Origin of the sequence: Streptomyces sp. NPDC093071 (assembly GCF_044754545.1) — a bacterium.
Taxonomy (GTDB): domain Bacteria; phylum Actinomycetota; class Actinomycetes; order Streptomycetales; family Streptomycetaceae; genus Streptomyces.
Map to the genome: position 1 here is coordinate 476,951 of NZ_JBIVPH010000002.1, position 25,809 is coordinate 502,759.

At 74.1% G+C, this 25,809-nt stretch carries 22 protein-coding genes; 8 read left to right on the plus strand and 14 right to left on the minus strand.

Annotated elements, in window-relative coordinates; all coding sequences use genetic code 11:
• Nucleotides 1–22: 22 nt before the first annotated feature.
• The gene (locus ACIQD7_RS08000) at nucleotides 23–1,528 is read left to right on the plus strand and encodes an APC family permease (RefSeq protein WP_402440543.1); all 1,506 of its coding nucleotides are present in this window, start codon (nucleotides 23–25) and stop codon (nucleotides 1,526–1,528) included.
• A gap of 1 nt (nucleotide 1,529) precedes the next feature.
• On the plus strand, nucleotides 1,530–1,946 hold the full coding sequence (locus tag ACIQD7_RS08005) for a universal stress protein (protein WP_389667665.1): 417 nt from the start codon (nucleotides 1,530–1,532) through the stop codon (nucleotides 1,944–1,946).
• A gap of 15 nt (nucleotides 1,947–1,961) precedes the next feature.
• Here ACIQD7_RS08005 and ACIQD7_RS08010 read toward each other — a convergent pair whose 3' ends face one another.
• Nucleotides 1,962–4,214 carry a sulfatase-like hydrolase/transferase gene (locus ACIQD7_RS08010; RefSeq protein ID WP_402440546.1) on the minus strand — a complete coding sequence of 751 codons (2,253 nt, stop codon included), beginning with the start codon at nucleotides 4,212–4,214 and terminating at the stop codon, nucleotides 1,962–1,964.
• Nucleotides 4,215–4,450: 236 nt separating this feature from the next.
• Here ACIQD7_RS08010 and ACIQD7_RS08015 point away from each other — a divergent pair, with 236 nt between their 5' ends.
• The gene (locus tag ACIQD7_RS08015) at nucleotides 4,451–4,816 is read left to right on the plus strand and encodes a hypothetical protein (protein ID WP_402440548.1); all 366 of its coding nucleotides are present in this window, start codon (nucleotides 4,451–4,453) and stop codon (nucleotides 4,814–4,816) included.
• Here ACIQD7_RS08015 and ACIQD7_RS08020 read toward each other — a convergent pair.
• The 9 genes from ACIQD7_RS08020 to ACIQD7_RS08060 all read right to left on the minus strand — a co-directional run bounded on the left by ACIQD7_RS08020 (nucleotide 4,807) and on the right by ACIQD7_RS08060 (nucleotide 15,787).
• Nucleotides 4,807–5,232 carry a DUF4440 domain-containing protein gene (locus tag ACIQD7_RS08020; protein WP_402440550.1) on the minus strand — a complete coding sequence of 142 codons (426 nt, stop codon included), beginning with the start codon at nucleotides 5,230–5,232 and terminating at the stop codon, nucleotides 4,807–4,809. The two genes, ACIQD7_RS08015 and ACIQD7_RS08020, sit on opposite strands and share 10 nt — an antisense overlap.
• Nucleotides 5,233–5,305: 73 nt before the next feature.
• The gene (locus ACIQD7_RS08025) at nucleotides 5,306–7,648 is read right to left on the minus strand and encodes an arylsulfatase (protein WP_402440552.1); all 2,343 of its coding nucleotides are present in this window, start codon (nucleotides 7,646–7,648) and stop codon (nucleotides 5,306–5,308) included.
• Nucleotides 7,645–8,628 (minus strand): formylglycine-generating enzyme family protein, encoded by a 984-nt coding sequence (locus ACIQD7_RS08030; protein WP_402440554.1) that lies wholly within the window; start codon nucleotides 8,626–8,628, stop codon nucleotides 7,645–7,647. Before ACIQD7_RS08030 ends, ACIQD7_RS08025 begins: the two co-directional genes overlap by 4 nt.
• Nucleotides 8,625–10,637 (minus strand): dipeptide ABC transporter ATP-binding protein, encoded by a 2,013-nt coding sequence (locus ACIQD7_RS08035; protein ID WP_402440556.1) that lies wholly within the window; start codon nucleotides 10,635–10,637, stop codon nucleotides 8,625–8,627. The genes ACIQD7_RS08030 and ACIQD7_RS08035 overlap by 4 nt, the downstream gene beginning before the upstream one ends.
• Entirely contained in the window at nucleotides 10,634–11,491 is an 858-nt protein-coding gene (locus tag ACIQD7_RS08040) for an ABC transporter permease (RefSeq protein ID WP_402440558.1), read from the minus strand. The genes ACIQD7_RS08035 and ACIQD7_RS08040 overlap by 4 nt, the downstream gene beginning before the upstream one ends.
• Before the next feature lie 5 nt (nucleotides 11,492–11,496).
• Nucleotides 11,497–12,441, minus strand: coding sequence for an ABC transporter permease (locus ACIQD7_RS08045; RefSeq protein ID WP_402440560.1), 945 nt, complete (start codon nucleotides 12,439–12,441; stop codon nucleotides 11,497–11,499).
• A 1-nt stretch (nucleotide 12,442) separates the two neighbouring features.
• Nucleotides 12,443–14,041, minus strand: coding sequence for an ABC transporter substrate-binding protein (locus ACIQD7_RS08050; protein ID WP_402440562.1), 1,599 nt, complete (start codon nucleotides 14,039–14,041; stop codon nucleotides 12,443–12,445).
• 365 nt (nucleotides 14,042–14,406) lie between these two features.
• Nucleotides 14,407–14,667, minus strand: coding sequence for a putative leader peptide (locus ACIQD7_RS08055; protein ID WP_402440564.1), 261 nt, complete (start codon nucleotides 14,665–14,667; stop codon nucleotides 14,407–14,409).
• Nucleotides 14,555–15,787 (minus strand): ROK family protein, encoded by a 1,233-nt coding sequence (locus ACIQD7_RS08060; protein ID WP_402440566.1) that lies wholly within the window; start codon nucleotides 15,785–15,787, stop codon nucleotides 14,555–14,557. The genes ACIQD7_RS08055 and ACIQD7_RS08060 overlap by 113 nt, the downstream gene beginning before the upstream one ends.
• A 634-nt stretch (nucleotides 15,788–16,421) precedes the next feature.
• Here ACIQD7_RS08060 and ACIQD7_RS08065 point away from each other — a divergent pair.
• The gene (locus ACIQD7_RS08065; protein WP_402440568.1) at nucleotides 16,422–17,456 is read left to right on the plus strand and encodes a TauD/TfdA dioxygenase family protein; all 1,035 of its coding nucleotides are present in this window, start codon (nucleotides 16,422–16,424) and stop codon (nucleotides 17,454–17,456) included.
• Nucleotides 17,453–18,865 carry a sulfatase-like hydrolase/transferase gene (locus ACIQD7_RS08070; RefSeq protein ID WP_402440570.1) on the plus strand — a complete coding sequence of 471 codons (1,413 nt, stop codon included), beginning with the start codon at nucleotides 17,453–17,455 and terminating at the stop codon, nucleotides 18,863–18,865. The genes ACIQD7_RS08065 and ACIQD7_RS08070 overlap by 4 nt, the downstream gene beginning before the upstream one ends.
• Nucleotides 18,866–18,953: 88 nt before the next feature.
• Here ACIQD7_RS08070 and ACIQD7_RS08075 read toward each other — a convergent pair whose 3' ends face one another.
• Entirely contained in the window at nucleotides 18,954–19,319 is a 366-nt protein-coding gene (locus tag ACIQD7_RS08075) for a cupin domain-containing protein (RefSeq protein ID WP_391054270.1), read from the minus strand.
• A 314-nt stretch (nucleotides 19,320–19,633) separates the two neighbouring features.
• On the opposite strand from ACIQD7_RS08075, the gene ACIQD7_RS08080 reads away from it, so the two are divergent.
• Both ACIQD7_RS08080 and ACIQD7_RS08085 read left to right on the plus strand, forming a co-directional pair.
• Entirely contained in the window at nucleotides 19,634–19,993 is a 360-nt protein-coding gene (locus ACIQD7_RS08080) for an SPW repeat protein (protein WP_306768214.1), read from the plus strand.
• 213 nt (nucleotides 19,994–20,206) lie between these two features.
• A complete protein-coding gene (locus tag ACIQD7_RS08085) occupies nucleotides 20,207–20,560 on the plus strand; it encodes a DUF805 domain-containing protein (protein ID WP_121829642.1) in 354 nt (117 codons plus the stop codon).
• A gap of 69 nt (nucleotides 20,561–20,629) precedes the next feature.
• On the opposite strand, the gene ACIQD7_RS08090 is transcribed toward ACIQD7_RS08085, so the two are convergent.
• The 3 genes from ACIQD7_RS08090 to ACIQD7_RS08100 all read right to left on the minus strand — a co-directional run bounded on the left by ACIQD7_RS08090 (nucleotide 20,630) and on the right by ACIQD7_RS08100 (nucleotide 23,966).
• Nucleotides 20,630–21,553: a carbohydrate kinase gene (locus ACIQD7_RS08090; RefSeq protein WP_402440573.1), complete on the minus strand. Its 924-nt coding sequence runs from the start codon at nucleotides 21,551–21,553 to the stop codon at nucleotides 20,630–20,632.
• 53 nt (nucleotides 21,554–21,606) lie between these two features.
• Nucleotides 21,607–22,125, minus strand: a complete 519-nt coding sequence (locus ACIQD7_RS08095) for a GNAT family N-acetyltransferase (protein ID WP_121829644.1) — start codon at nucleotides 22,123–22,125, stop codon at nucleotides 21,607–21,609.
• A gap of 62 nt (nucleotides 22,126–22,187) precedes the next feature.
• Nucleotides 22,188–23,966, minus strand: a complete 1,779-nt coding sequence (locus tag ACIQD7_RS08100; RefSeq protein WP_402440576.1) for an NlpC/P60 family protein — start codon at nucleotides 23,964–23,966, stop codon at nucleotides 22,188–22,190.
• Between the two features lie 362 nt (nucleotides 23,967–24,328).
• Here ACIQD7_RS08100 and ACIQD7_RS08105 point away from each other — a divergent pair, with 362 nt between their 5' ends.
• Nucleotides 24,329–25,798: a PP2C family protein-serine/threonine phosphatase gene (locus tag ACIQD7_RS08105; RefSeq protein ID WP_402440578.1), complete on the plus strand. Its 1,470-nt coding sequence runs from the start codon at nucleotides 24,329–24,331 to the stop codon at nucleotides 25,796–25,798.
• Nucleotides 25,799–25,809: the final 11 nt, after the last annotated feature.

The following is a 25,809-nucleotide window of genomic DNA, read 5'->3' on the forward strand; positions in this document are numbered from 1 at the left end:
AGCGGAACGGGAGCGAGGGAACATGGCAACCGAGGACGCCGCACCCGAGGACCGGCCGGCGGATCTGAAGCACGACGCGATCGGCTTCGTCGACGCCCTCGTCATCGGGCTCAACTCCACCTCCCCCGCGTACTCCATCGCCGCCGTCATCGGCCCGATCGTCGCGCTCGCGGGGATCTACGCGCCCGGGGTGATGGTCGCGTCCTTCGTGCCGATGCTGCTGATCGCGTCGGCGTTCTACTACCTGAACAAGGTCGACCAGGACTGCGGGACGACCTTCTCGTGGGTCACGCGCGCGATGGGGCCCTGGGCGGGCTGGCTGGGCGGCTGGGCCATCGCGATGACCGGCGTCCTGGTCGTCGGCTCGCTCGCCGACGTGGCCGTGAGCTTCGGGCTGCTCGCCGTCGGCCTCGACGGCTGGGTGGAGAACTCCTTCGTGCGCCAGCTGCTCACCGTGCTGCTCATCCTCGCGATGACGGCCGTGTGCGTCATCGGCACCGAGCTGTCGGCCAAGGTGCAGAACGTGCTGATCCTGGCCCAGGTCGTGTTCCTGCTGGTCTTCGTGTGCGTGGCGCTCGCCAAGGTGTACGCCGGGACCAGCGCGTACGACGCGGTGGAGCCGTCGTTCGACTGGCTGAATCCGTTCGGTGCCGGCGGCGCGGCCCTCACCGGCGGGCTGCTGCTCGGCGTCTTCATCTACTGGGGCTGGGAGTCGGCGGTCAACCTCACGGAGGAGGTGGAGGACTCGGCGACCGCCCCGGGCAAGGCGGGCCTGTGGTCGACGGTGATCCTGCTCGTGACCTACGTGTCGGTGGGGTTCGCGGTGGTGGCCTACGCCGGTCCCGCGTTCCTCGCCGAGAACGCCGGCGAGGAGGAGTTCATCTTCGCCCAGCTCGCCGGTGACGTCCTGGGCGGCTGGGACTGGGTGCTGCTGCTCGCCGTGTGCACGTCGGCGATCGCCTCCACCCAGACCACCATCATCCCGGCCTCCCGGACCGCCCTGTCGATGGCCCGGCGCCGGGCGCTGCCCGCGTACTACGGGCAGATCAGCACGCGCTTCCGCACCCCCGACGTCAGTACGTGGTGGGTCGCCGGGATCGCCATCGTCTGGTACCTGACGGTGAACCAGATCAGCGAGAACGCGCTCCTGGACTCGCTCACCGCCCTGTCGCTGCTCATCGCCTTCTACTACGCGCTCACCGGGGTGGCCTGTGCGGTCTACTACCGGCGCCACCTCTTCGAGAGCCTGCACAACTTCCTGCTGATCGGGCTCGGCCCGCTGGTGGGCGCGGGGCTGCTGACGTGGCTGCTCGTGCGGTCGGTCGCCGACATGTCCGACCCGGCGAACTCGTACAGCGGCAGCTCGTGGCTCGGCCTCGGTCCGCCGCTCGTCATCGGTCTCGGGATCGCCGCCGTCGGGGTGGTCATCATGATCGTGTGGCGGCTGCGGGCGCCCGCCTTCTGGGACGAACGGCCGGGGGTGGCCGATCCGGACGTGGTCCGGGGCATCCGCGAGGGGAAGGGCTGAGATGTCGATCGTGCTCGGGTACGACGAGTCGCCGGGGGCCGCCCGCGCGCTGCGGATCGCGGTCGAGGTGGCGGCGGCCTTCGACGAGACGCTCGTCCTGGTCTACGGCGCTGCGGCCCCCGGCCCCACCGGGGAGGAGTACCGCTCCCACCACGACGCCATCCGGCAGGCCGGCCGCACCGGTCTGGAACACGCGGTCGCGGAGGCCGACCGGGCGGGCGTGCCGACCGTCGTCGAGGTCATCGACGAGAAACCGGCCCAGGCCCTCATCGACGCGGCGACCCGCCACGCGGCCCGGGCCATCGTGGTCGGCAGCTGGAGCGAGAGCCCGATCCGCGGCGCCCTCCTGGGCTCCACCCCGCACAAGCTGCTCCACATGTCGACGGTGCCGGTGCTCTGCGTGCCGCCGGAGGACTGAGGGCCGGGCCGGGGGTCACCGGACGACCGTGACCCGGGCCAGGGCCCAGGAGGTGTGGTCGAAGGAGGTCCTGTCGTTGGCGTCGGTGACCTCCAGGCGGAGGACCCGGACGCCCCGGACGTCGAGGTCGAGGGGGACGGGGCCGGTGGCGGCGGTCAGGACGCCGGTGGTGTGCAGGACGCGGTCGTCGCCGTACACGGTGGCGCGGGTGGCGCCGGCGGAGCTCTGGCGGGCCGAGAAGTCGTCGATGCCGACGAGGGCGGTGAAGCGGTCGGCGGCGCCGCCCAGGTGGAAGGCGACGTCGCTGTACGCGTGGACGCCGAGGCCCTTGGGGTACGTGGTGCCGCCGAAGGAGATCGGGGTGCCGTCGCCCGCGGCGTTCTTGCCGTTGGAGGTGTCGCGCTCGACCGGGCCCCAGCCGTTGACGGCGCTGATCCAGGGCAGGTCGGAGAGGTAGGCGTCCTCGGTGGGCGCCGGGGGCGGGGTGGTGGCGGTGCCGGTGGCGGCGTAGCGCACCGGGCCGCCCGGGGCGGTGGCGGTGCCCTCGGCGGTCAGCGTCCAGGGGGCGCCCGCCGGGGCGCCGGCGGGCGGGGTGACCTGCCAGGCGGCGGTGAGCCGCGCGCCGGGGGCGAGCCGCGCCGCCGTGGTGGCCGTGGTGGCGCGCGCGGTCCAGCCGGCCGGGACCTTCAGGGCGAGGGCGGCCGAGGTCCAGGGACGCGCCGAGCCGTTGGCGAGGACGGCGGTGGCGGTGAAGGGCTTCCCCGGCACGGCGAGGGGCGGCATCGTCAGGGACGCCCCGAAGGCGGCCCGGGGGTACTGGTCGCGCCAGGAGGAGCGCATCAGGGCGACCAGTTCCGTGACCCGGGCCGGGTGGCGGGCGGCCAGGTCGGAGGTCTCGCCGGGGTCGGTGGCCAGGTCGTACAGCTCGACCTGCCACTGGGCGTCGGGGAGCGCGCGGTCGCGGACGGGGGCGAAGCGGACCGCCTTCCAGCGGTCCTTGCGGAGCGCCTCGGCGAGCCATCCGGCGCGCTGCCGGTCCTGGGCGTTGGCGCGGGAGGTGACGCCCCTCTCGTCGCGGTACCAGTAGAGGTGGTCGTGGCGGGCCGGGTCCGTGCCGCCGGTGAGGAGGGGCGCGGCCGACAGTCCGTCGACGTCGGTGGGGGCGGGGGCGCCGCCGAGTTCCGCGAGGGTGGGGAGGAGGTCGGTGAGCGGGGTCGGGCGGTCGCTGGTGCCGGGCCGGACCCGGCCGGGGCCCCAGGCGACGAGGGGGACGCGGATGCCGCCCTCGTACAGGTTGCGCTTGTAGCCGCGCAGCGGTCCGTTGGAGTCGAACAGGTCGGGGTTGACCCCTCCTTCCTCGTGGGGGCCGTTGTCGCTGGTGACGAGGAGGACGGTGTCGTCCTCCAGGCCGTGGGCGCGCAGCCGGTCGACGACGTCGCCGACGAGGGCGTCGAAGAGGCTCACCTGCGCGGCGTGCCCCTTGTTGGCCTCGCTCCAGTTCCGGGAGGCGTACGCGCCGGTGTCGGGGACGTCGCTGGGGGCGTGCGGCACGGTCGGGGTCAGGAAGAGGAGGAACGGTTCGGCCGCGTGCCGGTCGACGAAGTCGAGGGCCTTCCGGCGCAGCAGGTCCGGCGCGTAGGCGCCCCTGGCGCCGTTCGCGTTGGCGGGGATCGTCTCCTTGGCGCCGTTGTGCCAGAGGTACGCCGGGTAGTACTGGTGGGCGTGGCCGTGGTCGATGTAGCCGTAGAACTCCTCGAAGCCCCGGGCGTTGGGGTGGCTGTCCTGGGCGGCGCTCTCCGGTCCGAAGCCCCACTTGCCGATGAGGCCGGTGCGGTAGCCGCGGGCCCCGAGCACCTGGGCGAAGGTGGTGTCGTCGGCCGTGAGGGCGCCCTGGGCGCCGGACGGGTTGGCGCGTACGGTCGCGTGCCCGGTGTGCAGGCCGGTGAGGAGCGAGCAGCGGGAGGGGGCGCAGACGGCGGCCGTCGCGTAGGCGTCGGTGAAGCGCAGTCCGGCGGCGGCGAGCGCGTCGATGCGCGGGGTGGCGATGAGTTTCTGGCCGTACGCGCCGAGTTCGCCGTGGCCGAGGTCGTCGGCGAGGACGACGACCAGGTTCGGCGGCCGGGTGGCGGCCGCCGGGGTGTCGGCGACGGCCCCGGGCGCCGCCGGTGCCGTCCCGGCCGTGAGCGCCTCGGCGGTGCCGGTCGCCGGCAGGGTGCCGAGGCCGAGCGTGGCGGCGGATCCGGCGAGGAAACGGCGGCGGCTGGACATGGCGGGGCTCCTTGGGCGGAGGGGGAGGGAGACGGGCGGGGCGCGGCCCGTCGCCGATCATGGACGTGCCCGCTCCGGCGGACCATGCACAGGACATGAAGAACGTGTGACACGGGGTCGGTCGCCGGGTCCGGACCCGGGCGCCCCGGCCGGACGGCCGCCCCCGTACCGCCCCGTGGGCCCTAAAATCGAGGGGCCCGCACGGAGCGGCGGGGCCGTGCGGAAGGGGGCCGGTGGTGAGGTGGAGCGCCGATGCCCTGGTGGGGGTGCTCGTCGTCCTGACCGGTGTGGGGCTCATGACGGCCGGTGTGGTCTGGAAGGGGCGAGCCGTACGCCCGTTCGCCGCCTCGCGGGCGCGGTCCGTCGCCCGGCGGGAGTACGCCCGGGACCTCCAGCGGGCGGCCGACCTGGTGATCGCGGCGGCCCGCCGGGCCGCGGGCGAGGGCGAGCCGGCGATCGTCACCGTGGGAGCCGTGGTGCGGATGACCGAGGAGCGCTACGGCTACGACGGGGTGGAGCGGCGGCACGCGGCGGCGGCGCTGCGGCGCCGGTACGAGCACGGGCGGTGCGCCGCCGACTGCGTCACGGACGCCTACGGCTGAACGTCCTTGCCGGGCACGGGCGTTCCCTGGTGGTAGTACATGCGCAGGTGTCCGCCGTCCGCCTCGGGCGCGCGGCGCCAGAGCGAGCTGCGCCGGGCGTGGTGCCCGTCGCGGACCGTCTCGTACGTGAGGTGGACGACGCCGGGCGCGAGCAGCGTCCCGGTGAAGGCGGCGGGCTCGTAGTGCGTCCCGGTCTCGGTGTCGCCGGCCATGCCGGGGAGGGCGTCGAGCATCTCCTCGTACGTCCAGCGGCGGCCCGAGGCGCCGACCTCGGTGAACTCGGGGTCGAGGAGTTCGACGGCGAGCGCGCGGGAGGCGCGCACGCCGGGGGCGAGGAGGCGCAGTTCGCCCTCGACCGCCTCGCGGACGTCGGAGTCGGCGTGACGGGGAGCCCTGGTTCGCTCGTCTTCTTCCATACGGACATTGTGCCGCCCCGCCGTGCCGTCCGGCCCGGGGGTCTCCCGGGCCGGACGACGTGCGGGCGGGCCGCTACTCGAAGGCCGCGGCGGCCTCCTTCAGGGCGGCGGCGACGGCCTCGGGCGCGTCGGGGCCGGGGGCGCCGGGCCGGTAGGTGACGGAGCGCAGGCGGCCGGTGAAGCGGAAGGAGCGGTGGCGTTCGTAGAGCGGCCAGGAGACCGGGGACTTGCGGTCGACGCCGACGCTGATGCCCTGGAAGGGGGCCATGCCGATGAGCTGGTGGACGCTGTCGGGCGCGGCCCGGTGCTCGCCGTCGACGGTGACGGCGAACCGCCAGCGCAGGCCCTCCTCGGCGGTGGCGGAGACGAGGATCTCGTGCGGGCCGGGGCCGAGGGGCCCGGCGTCGGTCTCGTGGAGGGTGCCGTACTCGTTGTACGCGAGGACGAGGCGCCCGTCCTCGACGTACAGGCTGTAGCCGCCGCCCTGGTCGCCGTGGGAGACGAGGACCCCGTCGCCGGTCTCCTCGACGGCGACGGCGATCTCGAAGGAGCGCAGGGAGACGAGCCGGGAGGAGCGGTAGCGCTCCAGCTCGGGGGTGCCGGGCAGCAGCGTGAGGGGGCGGGACAGGCGCCGCTCGGCGGGGTTGCGGCGGGCGAGGGCGCCGCTGTGGTCGGGCAGCGGGAAGACCCCGTTGCGCCACGCGGCGTCCTCCCAGGCGGCCGACAGCTCCTTGACGAGGTCGGGGTGGTCGGCGGCGAGGTCGTGGATCTCGGTGGGGTCAGTTCTGATGTCGTACAGGGCCCACTCGGAGTCGTCGTACGGGGCACCCGGGCGGTGCAGGGTGACGAGCTTGTGGCCGTCGCGGTAGTGGCTGCGGTTGCCGGTCATCTCGCAGTACTGCTCGGGGTGGGTGGAGTCGTGGGCGGGGTCGGCGAGGACGGGGGTGAAGCTGACGCCGTCCGGTTCCTGGAGGGGGACGCCCCGGCGGCTCTCCGGCCGGGCGAGACCGGCGAGTTCGAGGAGGGTGGGGGCGATGTCGGTGACGTACTGGTACTGGGGGCGGAGTCCGGCGGCGAGCCGGCCGTCGCGGACGCCGTCCGGCCAGGACAGGACGAAGGGGACGCGGACGCCGCCGGCGTAGGTGTGGCCCTTGTAGAGGCGGAAGGGGGTGTTGGAGGCCATGCCCCAGCCGCGCGGGTAGTGGACGAGGCTGCGGGGGCCGCCGATCAGCTCGGGGTCGCGGTCGACGTCGGGGTCCCAGTCGCCGGGGAGGCGGGGGTGGTGGACGAAGCGGCTGAAGTAGGAGCGGGTGCCCTCGGCGCCGCCCTCGCCGGTGCCGCCGTTGTCGGAGGTGAAGACGACGATGGTGTTGTCGAGTTCGCCGAGCGCGTCGAGGGTGGCGGTGAGGCGGCCGAGGTTCTGGTCGATGTTGTCGACGAGGGCCGCGTACACCTCCATGTAGCGGGCGTAGAGCCGCTGCTGCTCCTCGGTGAGGGAGTCCCAGGCGGGCACGTCGAGTCCGGCCTCGCTGTTGCGGGCGGGGAGTTCGGTGCCGGGCGGGAAGAGTCCGGCGGCGAGCTGGGCGGCGAAGCGGCGCTCGCGCAGGACGTCCCAGCCCTCGTCGTAGCGGCCCCGGTGGCGGGCGATGTCCTCGGCCCTGGCCTGGAGGGGGCCGTGGACGGCGTTGTGGGCGAGGTAGAGGAAGAAGGGCTTGTCGGGGTCGTGGGCGCGCAGCGACTTCACCATGGAGATCGCCTGGTCGGTGATGTCGTCGGTGTAGTAGTAGTCGTCGGGGAACTCGTCGATGTCGAGCGGGCTGTTGTCCCGGACGAGCTGGTGCGGGTGGAAGAGGCTGGTGAGGCCCTCCAGGACGCCGTAGTACTGGTCGAAGCCCTTCTGGAGCGGCCAGTTGCCCCGGTGGTCGGCGGCGTTGGAGGCGGAGTCGCGGACCAGGTGCCACTTGCCGACGGCGTAGGTGGCGTAGCCGGCGTCGTGGAGGAGTTCGGCCAGGGTGGGGATGTCGTCGGCGATCTCCATGCCGTAGCCGGGGAAGCCGGGGTCGGAGTTGGCGACCATGGCGTAGCCGACGCGGTGCGGGTTGAGGCCGGTGAGCAGGGCGGCGCGGGCCGGCGAGCAGAGCGGCATGGTGTGGTAGTTGGTGAGCCGCACGCCGTCGTCGGCGAGGGCGTCCAGGACCGGGGTGGGGATCTCGGAGCCGAAGGGGCCGATGTCGCTGAATCCCATGTCGTCGACGAGGACGACGACGATGTTCGGGGCCTTGGCGGGCGGTGCGGTACGGGCGGGCCAGGCGGGCTCGGACTCGGCGAAGGTGCGGCCGACGCGTCCGGCGAAGCCCTCGTAGGGGTCGCGGCGGGGGGCGGTCGGGGCGGCTTCGCCGGGGGTTCCGGTGGTCATGCGGGGGCGGGTCCTTCCGGGGTGAGCGAGCGGGCGACGCGGAAGCCGCCGTGGCCGGTCGAGGAGTCGGGCGTGTTGTGGGAGCGGGCGGCGACCCGGTAGCGGTTGCAGTAGGAGGAGTGGCAGAGGTACGAGCCGCCGCGGATGACGCGCTCGGCGGTCTCCGCGGGACCGGTCGGGTCGGAGGCGTCGGCGGGGGCGAAGGTGTCGGCGGGGGCGAAGGCGTCGGCGCACCACTCCCAGACGTTGCCGGAGGTGTTGTACAGGCCGTGGCCGTTGGGCTCGTAGGCGGTGACCGGGACGGTGCCGATCCGGCCGCCGGGCCGGTCGGAGCGGTGCGGGAAGTCCCCGAGCCAGGTGTTGCACCGCTCCCGGCCGTCCGGGGCGAGGTCGTCGCCCCACGGGTAGCGGGCGCCGTCGAGGCCGCCGCGCGCCGCGTACTCCCACTCGGCCTCGGTGGGCAGCCGGACGTCCGCCCAGGCGCAGTAGGCGAGGGCGTCGGCGTACGAGACGTGCGTGACCGGATGGTCGGCGCGGCCTTCGAGGTCGGAGCCGGGTCCTTCCGGGGCGTGCCAGGAGGCCCCTTCGACACCGAGCCACCAGGGGGCCTGCGGGACCCGGCCGAGGACGTGGCGGCCGGCGGCGGGGTGGAGCAGCAGGTGGAAGACGAAGGAGGAGCCGAAGCGTTCGGCGTCGGTGCGGTGTCCGGTGGCCTCGACGAACCGCGCGTACCGCGCGTTGGTGACGGCGGTGGCGCCGATCGCGAAGGGCGCGACGGTCACCTCCCGCACGGGCCCCTCGTGGTCGGCGGGGTAGCCCTCGCCGAAGGAGTCGCCCATGCGGAAGGTGCCGCCGGCCAGTTCGAGCAGGGACCGGTCCGGCACGGCGGTCCGTAGGGTCGGCAGCGGAAGCAGCTCGACGGAGGCCGGGTGGCCGCTCCCGCCCCCGCAGGTGCGGCCGGGGGTGCAGCAGGCGCTCACGCGGACACCGCCTCCGCCGTGACGGGCACGGGTACGGGCGCGGCCGTGACCGGTACGGGTTCGGGCGCGGCGGCGAGCAGCGCGCGGGTGTAGGGGTCGCGGGGCCGCTCGCACAGTTCGTCGGCGGCGCCGGTCTCCACGATCCTTCCCTCGTGCATCACGGCGATGCGGTGGCTGACCTGGCGGACCACGGCCAGGTCGTGGGCGATGAAGACGAGGGCGAGGCCCAGGTCGCGCTGGAGTTCGGTGAGGAGGCCGACGATCTGCGCCTGGACGGAGACGTCGAGCGCCGAGACGGGTTCGTCGCAGATGAGGACGGACGGCTCGGGGGCGAGCGCGCGGGCGATGCCGACGCGCTGGCGCTGGCCGCCGGAGAAGGAGCGCGGGTGCCGGTCGGCGGCGGCCGGGTCGAGGCCGACGAGGCGGAGGAGCTCCGCGACGCGGCCGGGCCGTTCGGCCGGGGTGCCGAGCCCGAAAGCCCGCAGCGGCTCGGCGACGATCTCCCCCACGGTCATGCGCGGGTTGAGGGAGGCGTACGGGTCCTGGAAGACCATCTGGACGCGGCGGCGCACGGCGTGCAGTTCGGCGCGGCCGGGGCGGGTGACGTCCTTTCCTTCGAGGAGGATCCGGCCGCCGTCGGAGGGGTGGGCGTGGGCGAGGACCCGGGCGAGGGTGGACTTGCCGGAGCCGGACTCGCCGACGATCCCGAGGGTCTCCCCTGCCGCGAGGGTCAGGGAGACGTCGTCGAGGGCGGTGAAGGTGCGGCGGCCCCGGCTCCGGTACGTCTTGCGGAGCCCCTCGGCGGCCAGGACGACGGCGCCAGGCGCGGGCCGTTCGATCCGGACGGGCGGCGGGGGCGGCGGCAGCGGCTCGGCCCGTTCGGCGGCGGGCAGGCAGGCCGCGCGGACGGTGTCGGTGAGGGCGACGAGCGGGGGCGCGGTCGTGTGGCAGTGGTCTTCGGCGAGGGCGCAGCGGGCGGCGAACGCGCAGCCGGCGAGGGGCAGGGAGAGGTCGGGCGGGGTGCCGGGGATGCCGGTGAGGCGGGTGCCGGAGGGCGCGGAGAGCCGGGGCACGGCGGCGAGGAGGCCGGCGGTGTAGGGGTGCCGGGGGCGGGTGAGGACCTCGGCGGTGGGGCCGTCCTCGACGACGGTGCCGCCGTACAGGACGAGGACCCGCTCGCAGGCGCGGGCGACCACGCCCATGTTGTGGGTGATGAGGACGAGGGCGGTGCCGGTGGTGCGGGTGAGCTCGCCGAGGAGGGTGAGGATCTGGTCCTGGACGGTGGCGTCGAGGGCGGTGGTGGGCTCGTCGGCGAGGAGGATGTCGGGTTCGCCGGCGAGGGCCATGGCGATGAGGATGCGCTGGCGCTGGCCGCCGGAGAACTGGTGCGGGTGGTCGTCGAGGCGGCGCTCGGGGTCGGGGATGCCGACGAGGCGCAGGAGTTCGACGGCGCGGGCGCGGCGGGCGGCCTTGTCGCGCCGGGCGTTCTTGGGGCGGCGGGACGGCTTGCCGGGGCCGGTGGTGGTGCCGGTACTGGCACTGGTGTTGGTACTGGTGCCGGTCTCGGTCCCCGTACTGATTCCGGTGTCTGCGTCCGTGCCCGTGCCTGTGGCGACCGGGACCGCGCGGTCCCGGTCGCCGTGCGCCCTGAGCACCTCGTCGAGGTGGCGGCCGATGCTGAGGACGGGGTTCAGGGCCGTCATCGGGTCCTGGAAGATCATGCCGATCCGCGCGCCGCGCACCTCCCGCAGCCGGTCCTCGGTGGCGGCGGCGAGGTCCTCCCCGTCGAGGAGGACGGAGCCGCCGGTGATCCGGCCGGTGCCGGGGAGCATCCGGAGCAGGGCCAGGGCGGTGGTGGACTTCCCCGAGCCGGACTCGCCGACGACGGCGAGGGTCTCGCCCCTGCGGAGCGTGAAGGAGACGTCCCGGACGGCGTGCAGGGGCCGGCTGTCGGGGGTGGTGAACCCCACGTCCAGGCCCCGGACATCGAGGAGCGGAGGGGTGGTCATCGGCGTATCTCCCGGTTCAGTGCCTCGGCGACCAGGGAGAGGCCGAGGACGAGCGCGGTCACGGTCACGAGCGGTCCGGCGGCGAAGTGCGGGGCCTGGGCCAGATAGGGCATGGACTGGCTGAGGACGGCGCCGAGGGTGGGTTCGGGCGGCCGGACGCCGACGCCGAGGAAGCTCATGGCGCCTTCGATGAAGACGGCGACGGTGAGGGAGACGGCGATCTGGACGACGAGCGGGTCGGCGGCGTTGGGCAGGATGTGCCGGGTGAGGATCCGGCCGCCGGAGGTGCCGCCGACGCGGGCGGCCGTCACGTACTCCCGGCCGCGCTGGACCAGGATGCCCGTGCGCAGCAGCCGTCCGAAGACGGGGATCTCGGCCAGGGCGATCACCAGGATCACGGGCAGCCGGCCGGGGCCGAGGATCGCCGTGATGGCGAGCGCCAGGATCAGTCCGGGGAAGGCCAGGATCAGGTCGAAGGCACGCTGGACGACGGTGTCGGCGACCGGGTGGGCGGCGGCGGCCAGGGCGAAGAGGCAGCCGAGGGCCGCGCCGAGCGGCACGGCGACCGCGATGATGCCGAGGTCCGCGCGGATGCCGTGGAGCAGCCGGGACAGCAGGTCGCGGCCGAGGTCGTCGGTGCCGAGCGGGTGTCCGGGGGTGCCGGGTCCGGCGAGCGTCAGGGCGCTCTGGTCGGTGGGGCCGTGGCCGGAGAGCAGCGGGGCGAGGAGTCCGGCGAGGACGACCAGGCCGACGAGGACGAGTCCGGTGCGGCCGCGGGCGGTGGCGAGGGCGGCCCGGTAGGGGTGGCGGGGCCGGCGCGCGAGGGGCGGTGCGGCCTTCGTGAGGGTGGTCATGGCGGTCACTCCCACCTGATCCGGGGGTCGAGCCAGGCGTGGACGAGGTCGGTGAACAGCTGGACGAGGACGAAGACGGTGACGAGGAGGAGCAGCAGGTCCTGGACGACGGGGTAGTCCCGGCGGACCAGGGCCTGTTCGGCGAGCTGGCCGAGGCCGGGCCAGGCGAAGATCGCCTCGACGAGGACGGCGCCGCCGAGGAGGTTGCCGGTCTGCATCCCGAGGAGGGTGACGACGGGCGGGAGCGCGTTCGGCAGGGCGTGGCGCCAGAGCAGGCGGCGGGGGGCGATGCCCGCGGCGGTGGCGGTGCGGACGTAGTCCTCGTCGAGGGCGCGTTCGATGCCGTCCTTGAGGTAGCGGCCGAGGACGGCGGCGCTGGGCAGGGCGAGGCAGAGGGCGGGCAGCAGCAGGTACTGGACGCCCAGGTCGGGCGCGGTGAGGAGGGGGACGCGGCCGCCGGGGGGCAGCACGCCGAGGAGGACGGAGAAGAGCAGGACGAGGAGGACGCCGGTGACGAAGGGCGGTACGGCGAGGGCTCCGGTGGTGACGACCCGTACGGCCGTCCGCACCCAGGGGCTGCGGGAGGTGGCGCCGAGGATGCCGAAGGCGGCGCCGAGGACGACGACGAACAGCAGGGCGGCGAGGGTGAGTTCGACGGTGGCGCCGAGTCCGTCGGCGATGAGGTCGGCGGTCTGCCCGCCGATCGCGTAGGACGGTCCGAGGTCGCCGGTGAGGAGGTCGCCGAGCCAGTGGAGGTACTGGGCGGGCAGGGGTTCGTCGAGGCCGAGGCGCGCCCGGATGGCGGCCTCGGTCTCGGCGCTCGCGTCGGGTCCGGCGAGGACGGCCGCCGGGTCTCCGGGGACGAGCCGGAGGACGGCGAAGACGACGAAGGAGGCGACGAGGAGGACGAGGAGCGCGGAGGGGAGCCTCCGCAGCAGATAGCCGCGCATCTCAGCCCGCCAGGTAGGCGTCGTCGAGGTTGAGGTAGGTGAACTTGTTGAGGGTGACGCCGTGCAGCTTCTTGGCGGCGACCTGGACGGAGCCCCGGATGACGAGGTCGATGATGAACGCCTCGTCGAGGAGGGTGTCGGTGATCTGCTGCCGCAGGGCGTTGGTGCGGGCGCCGGTCTCGGGGGTGGTCCAGGCCTCGCGGACGACCTTGGTGTAGTGGGCGGAGCGGAACTTGGAGGTGTTCTTGGCCTCGTTGAAGGGATAGGCGCTGACGGCGAGGGTGGACGGCTGGACCTGGGCGAAGCCGTGGCTCATGGTCCAGAGGCCGGGCATGGACTGGGAGATGAGGTTCTTCTGGGCGGTGGCCGGGTCGGTGGGTTCGAGGGTGACCCGGACGCCGATCTGCTTGAGGTCGTACTGGACGGCCTCGGCCACCGCGGTGTCGCCGGGCAGGTTGATGTGGAGGAGCGGCAGGTCGAGCGTGGTGTGGCCGGCGGACTTGAGGAGTTCGCGGGCCTTGCCCGGGTCGTAGGTGTAGTGGGTGCGACCGGCCTCGCTGAAGGCGGGCGAGGACTTGGGCCAGGGGGTGGCGGAGGCGAGTCCGTAGCCGCCGAGGACCTGCTTGAGGATCCGCTCACGGTCGACGCCCCAGGCGAGGGCCTGCCGGACGGTCTTGTCGTTCAGCGGGGCGACGGTGGTGTTGACGCCGAGGTAGTGGGCGCCGCCGCCGGTGGCGTACTCGCTGATGACGAGCTCGGGGTCGGCGGCGAGGACGGCGAGGTTCCGGCCGGGGACGCCGTAGGAGAGCTGGGTCTGGCCGGTGCGCAGGGAGGAGAGGAGGGCGTCGGCCTGGGCGATGACGCGGAACTCGACGGCGTCCAGGTAGGGGCGGTCGGGCTGCCAGTACTTCTCGTTGCGGGTGAAGCTCAGGCCGGTGCCGGGGCTCCACTTGGTGAGCTTGAAGGGGCCGGTGCCGTTGAGCTTCTTGCCGGCGACGGCGTCCTCGACGCTGTTCCGGTCGGTGATGATCATGAACTCGAAGAGGTCGAACAGGTTGTTGACCGGGTGGGCGAGCTTGAGGACGAGTTCGTGGTCGCCGCGCTTCTCGAAACCGGTGATCGCGGCGGCGGTGGCCCTCAGCTGGGCGGCGCGCAGCGGGTTCTGGAGGTTCTTCACGGCGAAGATCACGTCGTCGGCGGTGAAGGGCCGGCCGTCGTGGTAGGTGACGCCGGTGCGCAGCTTGAGGGTGATGGAGCGGCCGTCCTGGGCGTAGTCCCAGGAGGTGGCGAGTTCCGGCTGCGGCTTCAGCTGGTCGTCGTAGCGGACGAGGGTGTTGTAGATCAGGCGCTGCTGGAGCGACTGGCCGCTCTGGGCGAAGAGCAGGCTGGGCGTGAAGTCCGAGTTGACGGCGACGGTGAGGGTGCCGCCGCGCCGGGGCTCCGCGGACGCCTTGGCGCCGGGCTGCTCGGACTCGCCCTCGGCGACCGCCGAGCGGCAGCCCGCCAGGCCGAGTCCGAGCAGCAGGGTGCCGCCGCCCGCGGCGCGCAGGGTGGTGCGCCGGGAGAGGGCGGTGGGCGTGGTGGAGAACAGCTCGGTCATCGATGCCTGCCTGTGAAAGGGGTGGAGGTCCGCAGGGCGCGCGGAGTTCTTTCCGCTGCGGAAGGAAGGAGCCACGAAAAGGGCGGGGAGGGTGCCCGGAGCCGGGTACGGGAGTACGCGGAGCCGGTCGGGGACTCAGGGGGCTACGGGGACTACGGGGAGGTGCGGCGGCGGGGAGCCCGGGAGCCGCGGACCCGACGGGAGCTTCGGGTCCTTCGCGTCACGGAGCCGTACGGACGAGGCCGGCCGGCGGCCGGAACGACGGGGCGCTCGCCTGCCGTCGGTGACGGGGGTGCGGCGGGCGGACCGGGTCCTGCGGGGCCGGTACGGGAGTGGGACGGCCGGTGCGACGACCGGCGCCGGGGTCAGGCGCGGACGGCACAGACCGCGCTGGCCTGTCGACAGAGGTCGACGTGCCTGCGGGAGATGAGGCGCATGTCCGGATTCACGGGAGCAATATGACAGCGGCTTCGCGGAGCGGTCAACCGGCGTTGACCGCATTCTGAGACGACCTCAGCCTTTCCCCTCTGCGGGAAGGAGCCCTTCGAGGGTCTCAAGAGGCCTTCTGAACAGGGGATTGAGGAGAACCGTGCCCGCCGCGACGGGCAGCGTGGCCGGTCCGGCATGTGGACTGACGATGCGTTCGGGGTCCCCGCAGACGTGCGAGAGGTCGATCGCGGCGCCCCGGATCTCCTCCAGGTAGTCCGGTTCGATGACGCTGGCCTGCTCGGTCACGACGACCAGGTCGGGGTTGAGGACGTCGAGCAGGAGCGCCACCGCGCGGCCGACCGCGCGGGCCCGTTCGCGCAGCAGCCGGTCGGCGCGCCGGTCCCCGGCCGCCGCCGCGTCCACCACGAGGGAGGTGTCGGGCTCGGGCACGATGCCGCGGCGCACGGCGGTGCGCCCGAGGGCGGTGTTCGACGCGGTCGCCTCCAGGCAGCCCGAACGCCCGCAGGGGCAGGGGGCCGTGGAGTTGGGGACGGGCAGATGCGCCACGTCGCCGGCCGCGGCCCCGGGCCCCTGGTGCACGACCCCGGCGAGTCCGACGGCCGCGTCGACGACGTTGCCGACGAAGAGGTGCACGAGGCTGCGGCGGGCGGCGGGCCGACCGAAGAGGATCTCCGACTGGGCGATGGAACGGGCGTGGTTGTCCAGGCGCACGGTGCGTCCGCCGAGGCCCCGGGCGAGTTCGGCGGCGAGCGGCCGGCGGCGCCAGCCGAGGGCGTCGTGACGGACCACCACCCCTTCGGCGGGGTCCACCCAGCCGCCGATCGCGGCGCCGACCCCGAGGAGGGGGCGGCCCCGGGTGTGCGCGTCGAGGAAGCCGCGCAGCTCGCGGGCGAGCTCCCCGGGCAGGGTGTCCGGCGCGATGCCCTCGTGCGCGTGGGTGTGCCGGGCCAGGACCCGGCCCCGCAGGTCGACCAGGGCGAAGGTCGAGCCGGGGACGCCGAGGTGGACGCCGCCGACGACGGGCCCTCCAGTGGCGCCGATGTGCAGGTCGACGGGGATCTGGGGCCGCCCCACTCCCCCGCCCCCGGCGAGTTCGGGCAGCTCGCGCAGGAGGCCGAGTCGGGTGAGGTCGGTGGCCTGGCGCGAGACGGCGGCGGGGCTGAGGCCGGAGAGCCGGGCGACGGCGCTGCGGGCGACGGGCCCGTGGTCGAGGACGGTCCGCAGGACGGTGGCGGCGTTCGCCTCGCGCCTGCCGTCGCCCGCCATCCGGGGGCCGTGCGGGGTGGTCGTGGTCATGGGCGGGGCCTCTCTTGGTCGCCGGCGCGGCGGGCGGGTCGGTGTCGCGGCGGTCGGTGTCACGGCGGTGCGGTCACTGGTGCGGGGGTGCGGTCACTGGTGCGGCGGTCGGTGTCGCGGTGGTGCGGTCACTGTTACGGCGGTCCGGTCACTGTTGCGGGGGTGTGAAATCCCGTACGGCCGCCGGTACGGCCGTCCTCCGCCGTGCGGAACCGGCCGCGTTCGACCGAGCGGAGGGAATCACCGCTGGTCAAGGCGGGTTCGGCAGGGCGCGGAGGGCCGGGGCGGCGGCACCGGGCAGGCGCCGATTCAACCACCGGGGGCGGCGGTTCGGGGAGCGGACCGGCGCTTGACGCGCGGCGGCGGCCGCTGCGAGGCTCCGGGACATGTTCGCGACCTCCTCCTGTCCCGCCGTCTCCGGCGTCTGACCCTCGCGACCCTTCGCGTGACCGGTCCGCCGGCCCCGCTCCCGTGACCCGGCCGCCGCCGGACCCGCCCTCGTACCGCTCCGGGATCCTCACCCCGTTCCCGGCACCGGCGCCCCCGTTCGTACGGACCCACGCGCCGGTCGATTACTTCCGCTCCGAGATTAATTCCTCCGGGCCCGTTTCCCGGACCTCCGAAAGGACCCGTCATGTCGACCGCCACCACCTCTCCCGACGTCCAGAGGGACACCGCTCAGGAGGCCGCCGCCCAGGGGATCACCGTCCAGAAGGTAGGCGGCCGCCTCGGCGCCGTCATCTCCGGCGTCCGCCTCGGCGGCGACCTGTCCGCCGAGACCGTCGCCGAGATCCGCGCCGCGCTCCTGGCCCACAAGGTCGTCTTCTTCCGGGGCCAGGACCACCTGGACGAAGAGGCCCAGGAGGCCTTCGGGCGGCTCCTCGGCACGCCCGTCGCCCACCCCACCGTCCCCTCCGCCGACGGCCGTTACTCCTTCCCCATCGACTCGGACTACGGCGGCCGGGCCAACCAGTGGCACACCGACGTGACCTTCGTCCCGGCCTACCCCGCCTTCTCGATCCTCCGCGCGGTCGTCATCCCGCCGTACGGCGGCAACACCCTGTGGGCGAACACGGCGACCGCGTACGAGAGCCTCCCCGAGTCGCTGCGGGCGCTGGCCGACGGCCTGCGCGCGGTGCACTCCAACGACTACGACTACGCGGCCCTGCGCCCCGGCGTGCTGCCCGAGCAGCTCGTGCGCTTCCGCGAGATCTTCGCCTCGACGAAGTTCCTGACCGAGCACCCGGTCGTGCGGGTCCACCCGGAGACCGGCGAGCGGACCCTGCTGCTCGGCAACTTCGTGCAGCGGATCAGCGGTCTGACGGGCGCCGACTCCCGGGACCTGTTCTCCCTCTTCCAGCGGCACGTCGAGCGCCCGGAGAACACCGTCCGCTGGCAGTGGCAGGTCGGCGACGTCGCCATCTGGGACAACCGCGCCACCCAGCACTACGGCGTGGACGACTCCGACGAGCACGACCGCAAGCTGCGCCGGGTGACCATCGACGGCGACGTGCCGGTCGGCGTGGACGGACGCTCCTCGGTGCTGCTCGCGCCCGAGTCCGTGCCGGACCCGGCGTTCGGCATCGCCTCCGGCGCCTCGACGGCGGACACGGCGACGGACGGGACGGCGGACGCGGCGGCCGGCGCGGCGGAGGCCCCCGCCGCATGACGGGAGTCCCGCCCCGGGTGATCGTGGTCCTCACCGACCAGCAGCGGTGGGACACCACGGGCGTCCACGGCAATCCGGCGGGGGTGACCCCCGAGTTCGACCGGCTGGCCCGCGAGGGCACGCTGGTCGAGCGGGCGATCACCCCCAACCCGGTCTGCGCGCCGGCCCGCTCGGCGCTGCAGACCGGCCGCTGGCCGACCTCCACCGGGGTCTTCCGCAACGGGCTCCCGCTGCCGGAGGACACGCCCACCCTCGCCTCGGTGCTCGGCGCGGCGGGGTACGCGACCGGGTACATCGGCAAGTGGCACCTGGCCGGCGAGGAGAACCCGGACGGCCCCGTGCCGCCCGCGCGCCGGGGCGGCTACGCGCACTGGCTGGCCTCGGACCGGCTGGAGTTCACCTCGGACGCGTACCGCACGGTGGTGCACGACGAGGAGGGCGAGCCGGTCCGGCTGCCGGGCTACCGCTCGGACGCCCTGGTCGACGCGGCGATCCGGTTCGTCGCCGACCACCACGACCGGCCGTTCCTGCTCTTCCTCTCGCTGCTCGAACCGCACCACCAGAATCCGACGGACGACTACCCGGCCCCCGCCGGATACCGGGAGCGGTACGAGGGCCGCTGGCTGCCGCCGGACCTCGCCGCGCTGAGCCCCGGCGCCCCGCACGGCGGCGCGCACCGGCACCTCGGCGGCTACCTGGGACAGATCAAGCGGGTGGACGAGGGGGTGGGGCGGCTCCGGGACGCACTGCGCTCCCTGGGCATCGAGGACGACACGGTCCTCGCCTGGACCGCCGACCACGGCTCCCACTTCCGCACGCGGAACTCCGAGTACAAGCGGTCGGCGCACGACTCCTCGGTGCGGGTGCCGTGGGCGCTGACCGGCCCCGGCTTCCGGGGCGGCGGCCTGGTCCGGCGGCCGGTGTCCACGGCCGACCTGATGCCGACGCTGGTCGAGGCGGTGGGGCTCGCCGTGCCCGAGGGGGTGCAGGGCAGGTCGCTGCTGCCGCTGGTCGGCGGCGGGACGGACCCGGACCGGCCGGAGTCGGTGCTCGTCCAGATCAGCGAGGACCAGGTGGGCCGCGCGGTGCGGACCGAGCGGTGGAAGTACGTGGTGTCGGCGCCGCCCGGGACCGACGCCTGGCGCGAGCCGGCGGCCGACCGCTACCGGGAGACGGAGCTGTACGACCTGGCCTCCGACCCGTACGAGCTGGAGAACCTGGTGGGGCTCGCCTCGCACCGGGAGGTGGCCGACGGGCTGCGGGAGGCGCTGGCCGAGTGGCTGCTGCGGGTGGAGGGGGCGGAGCCGGTGCTCGAACCGGCCGAGCCGCGCACGCTCCCCCAGCGGCATCCGGACTCCTTCCCGCACGGCCGGGTGCCGTGGGAGGGGGTGAGGTTCGGACACCGCTGAGGCACACGACCACGGATCGGGCGGGTCAGGCGGATCGGGCGAGTCAGGCAGGTCAGGCAGGTCAGGCAGGTCAGGCAGGTCAGGCAGGTCAGGCAGGTTTGGCGTAGTCGCCGAAGCCGGCCCAGTCGAGGACCACACACGGCTCGTCGCCGAGGACCCACGCGTCGTGACCGGGTTCGACCCGCATGAAGTCGCCCGGTCCGAACTCCTCGGTCTCGCCGCCGTCCATGACGACCTTCAACCGGCCGCCGACGACGTATCCGACGTGCGCGGCCCGGCAGCTGTCGGTGCCCGCGATCGGTTTGACGTGCTTGGTCCACTGCCAGCCCGGCTCGAACACGGCGCGGCCGACCGGGCCGCCCGTGTCGGTCAGCAGGTCCAGCCTGCCCTTGCCGTCCTCGAAGGGGCGGGTCTCGTCCGCCGAGTCGAAGCTTCTCCGTACGATGCCGGTCATCATCCGCTCCCGGCGCTGGAAGGCCGATTCCCCGAGTTCCCTTCCAGGCTACGCCGGTCCTTTGCCGAACGGTCGGCGCCCTTTGGCGGAACCCAGCACATCCGGGGCCCGAATTCTGTACACATCCCTCAAGGGACAGAACTACACATAAAGGCCAGATAAGAGCACAATGAAACAGCGGCGCATTGCGCCGCAAGCGCGGCCCGACTTGCAGGACGCAGAAGGAGGCGAGTCACATGGCCGACGTCTCTCATCGCCCCGGTGATATCTCGGGACACCCCGACGCACCGGAAATGCGGGACCGATACGCCCGTATGCTCCAGACCCGAGGTGTGGCGGCGGTCGAGGAACTCGTGATCCTCGCCGGCGTCTACGCGGCGATCTCGGCCTGGACGGTCCACTTCGCCGCGGCCCGGCCGGAACTGGCCCTCAGCAACCTGGTCGTCGGCATCGGCATCGCGGTGCTCGGGCTGTGCATGTCGATGGTGCCGGAGCGGTCGCAGGACCTGAACTTCGTGGTCCTGCTCCTCGGCGCGTGGCTGATCGTCTCGCCGTGGGTGGTCACGCGGGGCCCCGACACGGGCATGATCCTCAACAACGTCATCACCGGCGCGTGCGTCTGCCTGTTCGCGCTCACGGCCGGCGGACTGCTCATGAGCAAGAGGAGGACGTGACGTCCGGGACCTCCCCGTCCCCCCACTGACCCCCGTCGGAACGGCGGCACCCCAACTACCGGGAGGTGCCGCCGTTCACCGTTCCCCAGGGACGAACCGCATCCACACGGTAACGAATTGACCCACACCGTTTCGGCCACCTAAGTTCTGCGTAAAGCTTGCTCCACAGGGACAGGCTCTCCCGCTCGCATACCCAGTCCTTGGGGGGACAAAGTGAACTGGTACCTCGACGTTCTCAAGAAGTACGCGGTGTTCAGCGGCCGAGCGCGCCGCAAGGAATTCTGGATGTTCCAGCTCTTCAACATCATCGCTGTGATCATCCTGAGCATCCTGGACTCGATCCTCGGCATACAGATCCTCAGCCTCGTCTACACGCTCGCGGTCTTCCTGCCGTCCCTCGGCGTGTCCGTCCGGCGTCTCCACGACACCGGCCGTTCCGGCTGGTGGATCCTCATCGCCCTGGTCCCGCTCGTCGGCGGCATCATCCTCCTCGTCTTCAACTGCCTCGAGGGCGAGCAGCAGCAGAACGCGTACGGCCCGAACCCGAAGCTGGCCCCGGCCTACTGACGGTCCCCGCGCCGAAGCACCACACCTGTCCGTGGCCCCCGGAGGATTCCTCCGGGGGCCACGGCCGTGTCACGTCCCGGCGTGCCCCCGGCGGGCCGCGTCCAGTTCGGCCCGGTCGGGCGGCCGGGCCCCGGCCCGGGAGACGGTCACGGCCGCCGCCGCCCCCGCCCGTGCGAGGAGTTCGGCCGATTCCCGGGCGGAGAGCGCGCCGAGGGCCGCCCGGTCCCGTCCGGCCAGCGCGTCCAGGACGGCCGACATGAACGAGTCGCCCGCGCCGACGGTGTCGACGACGTCGACCGGGGGCGCCCCGGCGGCGACCGTGTGGTGCCGGGTGACGGCGAAGGAGCCGGCCGCGCCCCGGGTCACCAGGACGACGGCCGGGCCGAGGTCCAGCCAGCGGGCGGCGACGGCCTCCGGCTCCTCCCCCGGATACAGCCAGGCCAGGTCCTCGTCGCTCGCCTTGACCAGGTCGGCGAGGGCGACGCAGCGTTCGACCCGGGCGACGGCCGGGCCGTGTTCCCCCATCAGTTCGCGCCGTACGTTGGGGTCGTAGCTGACGGTGGCCCGGTCGCGCAGCCGCTCGGTTCCGGCCAGGACGGCGGCGGCGCCGGGGGCGGTGACGGCCGCGATCGAGCCGATGTGCACATGGGCGGGCGCCCCGGCGGGCAGCGCCCCGGCCTCCAGCGTCCAGGCGATGTCGAAGGCGTACGCGGCCCGGCCCTCCGCGTCGAGGCCCACGACCGCCGACGGGGTGCGCTCGGGACGGCCGCCGATCTCCACCCGTACGCCCGCGTCCCTCAGATGGGCGCCGATCAGACGCCCGGCGGGGTCGTCGGCGAGCTGTGTGAGCAGGGTGACGTCCCGGCCCAGACGGGCGAGTCCGTACGCGACGTTGGCGGGGCTGCCGCCGGGGTGGACCCGGTCGGCGGCACCGGAACCCTCCGGCGCGCGGACGATGTCGGCGACGCACTCGCCGATCACCAGGAAGGACATGGTCGGAACTCCTCGGAGCGGGAGCGGACGTCCCGGCCGCCGACCGTATCGTGTCACCCGCGGCGCCGCCGGTACAGCACCTGGTGGGCGTCCCACTCCACGAAGGACTCGGCGTGCTCCAGGCCGACGGCCTCCAGGAGCCGGCGGGAGCGGTGGTTGGCCTCCTGGGTGACCGCGACCACGCTCGGCCCGCTCTCCAGGGCCCGCGCGACGGCCGCGCCGACCGCCTCGCGCGCGTACCCGTGCCCCCAGTGCTCGGGCAGGAACTGGTACGAGACCTCCGTCTCCCCGCCCCGCCCGCCGTCCTCCACCGTGACGAGCCCGAGGAGGACGCCGTCCTCGGCCCGGATCACGGCGTGGAAGCCGGGCGCCCCGACGATCCGCCGCTGCCGGATGCGGATGACGGGCCCGGTGACGGGACCGCCGAGGTGGCGCCGTACGTCGGGATCGGTCCACAGCCGCGTCACGGCCGGCAGGTCGCCGCCCCGGACGGGCCGCAGCAGCAGCCGCTCGGTGCGGAGCGGCCGCGCCGCCGGGACCGGGGCCCGGGCCGGGCTCTCTGAGGAGGACACCGGTCCATCCTCTCAGCCCTTCCGCCCGTCGCGGAGCGGGCCCCGGGCGCCGGTCCGCCGCGTCAGAGGCGGTGCACGGTGTGGAGCTTGACGGCGTACGTGCCCGTGCCGTCCAGGGTGGAGGATCCCCCCAGGTCGGCCATGGTCGGTCCGTTGCAGGTCTTGCGGCTGGAGAGGAAGCGGCGCTTCCCGTTCGTGTCCCTGCCCAGGTAGATGCCGACGTGGTCGACCGTGGCGGTCTGGCCGTCGTCGCCCGAGTCGGCGTTGAAGAGGACCAGGTCGCCCGGCTGGAGCTGGGCCGCGGCCGGCGGGGCGCCACCGGCCGTCCGGTCGACGCGGACGCCCGGCGCGTACTCCGCCATGTCGCGGGACTTGCGGGGCAGCCGGGTCCCGGAGGTGTCCGCCCCGGCCGCCAGGGGGACGCCGTGGTGGTGGCCGAAGACCATCCGGGTGTAGCCGGAGCAGTCCAGGTTGCCGACCTGCGCGCTCGACGGACCGGTGTACGTGCCGTCCGGGAAGGTCCAGCCGAGGTTCATGTACTCGTGGAAGTCGGCGCCCTCGTAGCGGTTGCCCCGCGGGTCGAGGTGGCCGTAGCCGGCCCGGCCGAGGACCTGGCGGCCCGCCGCGGGACCGGTCCCCGCGGTCACGGCCGGGCCGCCCGGCAGGAACATCGCCGCGCAGGCGAGCACGTCGGGCGCGGTCGAGCCGGCCCAGGACCGGATCCGCTCCTCCAGCTCCGGGGTCCACGTGCCGTCGAACGGCCGGTCCAGGACGCGCACCCAGTCGCCGTGGGTGACGGTCGGCGGGGCCTCCCAGGTCGCGGCGGTCACCTCGAAGCGGCTCACGGTCAGCTTGACCGGCAGGTTGGTGCAGCCGTCGTTGGCGAGGGCGCGCAGTCCCACCCGCCCCTTGCCGAAGGTGGCGTCGGCGGCCTCGACGGTCCAGGCGGCGGGCTCGGCGGTGGACGTGCGCCAGGCCTTGGCCCTGATCCCGGTGCCCTCGCGGCGGACCCGTACGGTCCACGCGGTTCCGGCGGCGACTCCGGTGGCCAGGGGGACGACCGGTGCCAGCTGCGTGACGGTGTCGGCGACCTCCTTCTCGACGCGGAGCTCGACCGCGCCCGAGGTCGTGAACGACAGCCTGGCCCGGTAGTTGTTGTGGGTGTCCTGGTAGCCGAAGGACAGGGCGTACGAACAGGCCTGGCCGGTGGGCACCTTGTCGAACGAGGCCGTCGCGCGCACGTCGACGTCGGTGATCTCGCCGTCGCGGACGCTGGCGTGGCGGCTCGCGTAGTCCGTGGTGAGACTGATGACTCCGGCGCCGGGGGTGACCGCGTAGTCGCCTGCCGGGCCGCCGAGGGTGGTCCAGCCGCCACCGCCGGGCGCGGTGCCCCAGTACACGCGGTCGGCCTCGGGGAGCGCCGGGTCCGGCAGGGTGCGCCGGAAGTCGTCGGCGAAGGGTCTCTTGTCCTCGGTGAAGGTGCGCTCGGGGCCGGGGAGGAGCACCGTGCGGGCTCCGTGTGTCAGGAGCGCGACGCGTCTGCCGCCGGAGGTGACCTCGGTGCGGGCCGGGGTGCCGGGCAGTACGGCGGTGTCGAGCGCGCCGAGGGCCGTGGCGGCGAACCAGTCGGCGCCGAGGGGGGCGACCGTCACGGAGGAGCGGGGGCCGCCGAGGCCGGTCGGGAGGGCGGCGCCCGCCGGGGCGGCGGCAAGGGGGGCGTTCTGCGCGGCGCGGGCCGGGGTCGTGGCCAGCGAGGCGAGGGGAACGGAAGCCGCGGTGGCGGTCAGCGCGGTCAGCAGGGTGCGCCGGGAGGTGCCGCCGCTGTGGGTGGTGTGCGTCATGGGAGCCATCATCCGGACGGCCGGAAGGCGCCGGACGACCGGGTACCGAAAGGCCGGGGTGGAGCCGACTGCTCCCTCCCCGACCGTCCTCGCACACGCTTCCGTCCTCCTCGAACCTTTGCACCCTTCCACCCCACTCCTCCCCCGCCCTCGCCCCACCAGCGCGTTTCCACGCCCACCCGCCGTCTTCCGCCACGGAGCGCCCCTTCGTGGCCGATAGCCGCCGAGCCTTTGACATATGCCAGGAGCACCACCGGATCGAGTGTTGCCAAACCTCTTACGAGCCGTCCCGGGCTGTGCAACAGTCGTATGCGGGCCGCCTCTTCACACTCGGCCGCGCCGCGCCTGTATCGGAGTACGCCATGCCGTCCCCTCTGTTCGCGGACCGCCCCGCCCAGCCGCCGGAGCCGGGCGCGGTGGACGCGCTGATCTCGCAGACCCGCCGCCTGCGCGGCGAGGTCGACGCCGTCCGTCGGGACGCCGTGGCGGACGAAGACGACCCCCAGCAGCGCTGGCAGCGCGCCCTGTGCGACCTCGCCGTGCACCAACTCGACGACTTGGGCGCTCAGTTGGGCCAGCTGCGGGCCGGTGTCCCGGTGGAGGTCCCGCCCGGGGAGGAGACCGGCCACGGTCCGGGGTTCGCGGCCGACCCCGAGCCCGGCACCGCGTACGGCACGGCCGCCCCGGCCCGCACCGGCGCGCTGCTCTCCCGGGTCGGCAGCGCCGAGTGGAACCTGCTCACCGACGAGGTCAGCTGGTCCGAGGAGCTGTACCAGATCTTCGGCCGCACCCGGGAGAGCGGCCCGCTGTCGCTCGACGAGATGCCCACGCTGGTCTTCGCCGAGGACCAGCCCCTCCTCCAGGGGATGGTGACGGACTGCCTGATCGACGGGAAGCCCATCGACGGCGAGTTCCGGATCGTACGGACCGACGGCCGGGTGCGCACCGTCCACATGACGGGCGAGCCCGTCCTCGACTCCGACGGCTGCACCGCCTCCATGTGGGCCGTCCTGCGCGACGTCAGCGAACTGCGGCGCAGCGAGCGGGCGGTCAGGGAGAGCCGGGCCGGACTGGAGCGCAGCCGGGACATCGAGCGCACCGAGCGCCGGGTCGCCGTCGAGCTCCAGGAGGCGGTCCTGCCGCCGTGGCGCGGCTCGCTGCACTTCGCCCACGACGGACCGGCCCCGCTCGACGTGGCCGCGCACTACCTCCCGGCCGTCAGCACCGGGCTGATCGGCGGCGACTGGTACGACGCGCTCGCGCTGCCGGACGGGGACGCCCTGCTGACCGTCGGCGACCTGACAGGACACGGGGTCGCCGCGACCTCCTCCATGGCGATGCTCCTCGGCGCGCTGCGCGGCATGGCCGTCGCCGGGATCCGCCCCGCCGCCCTGATGGGCCATCTCAACCAGCTCCTGGAGACCTCCGTCCAGCCCGCGCTCGGCAGTGCGATGTGCTGCCGGTACGACCCCGTCGCCCAGACCCTGACCTGGGCGCAGGCCGGCCACCCCGCCCCGCTGCTCTTCCGCGACGGGACGGGACGCGCCCTCCGCCGGCCCGAGGGCGTCCTCCTCGGGGCGACGACCGGCGCCGCGTACGACGAGGCCGAGACCCGGCTGCTCCCGGGCGACCTGCTCGTCCTGCACACCGACGGGCTGACCCGCGACGGCGGCACGGACGACGACACGGGCACACGGCGGCTGCTCGCCCTCGGCCCCCGGCTCGCCGGGGCGCGGGACGCGCGGGAGGGCGTGCGGGTGGTGGTCGAGGAGTTCGGCGAGGAGTCGCGCGAGGACGACGCCTGCGTGATGGTGGTCCGGGTCGGCCACTGAGCCCGACCCGT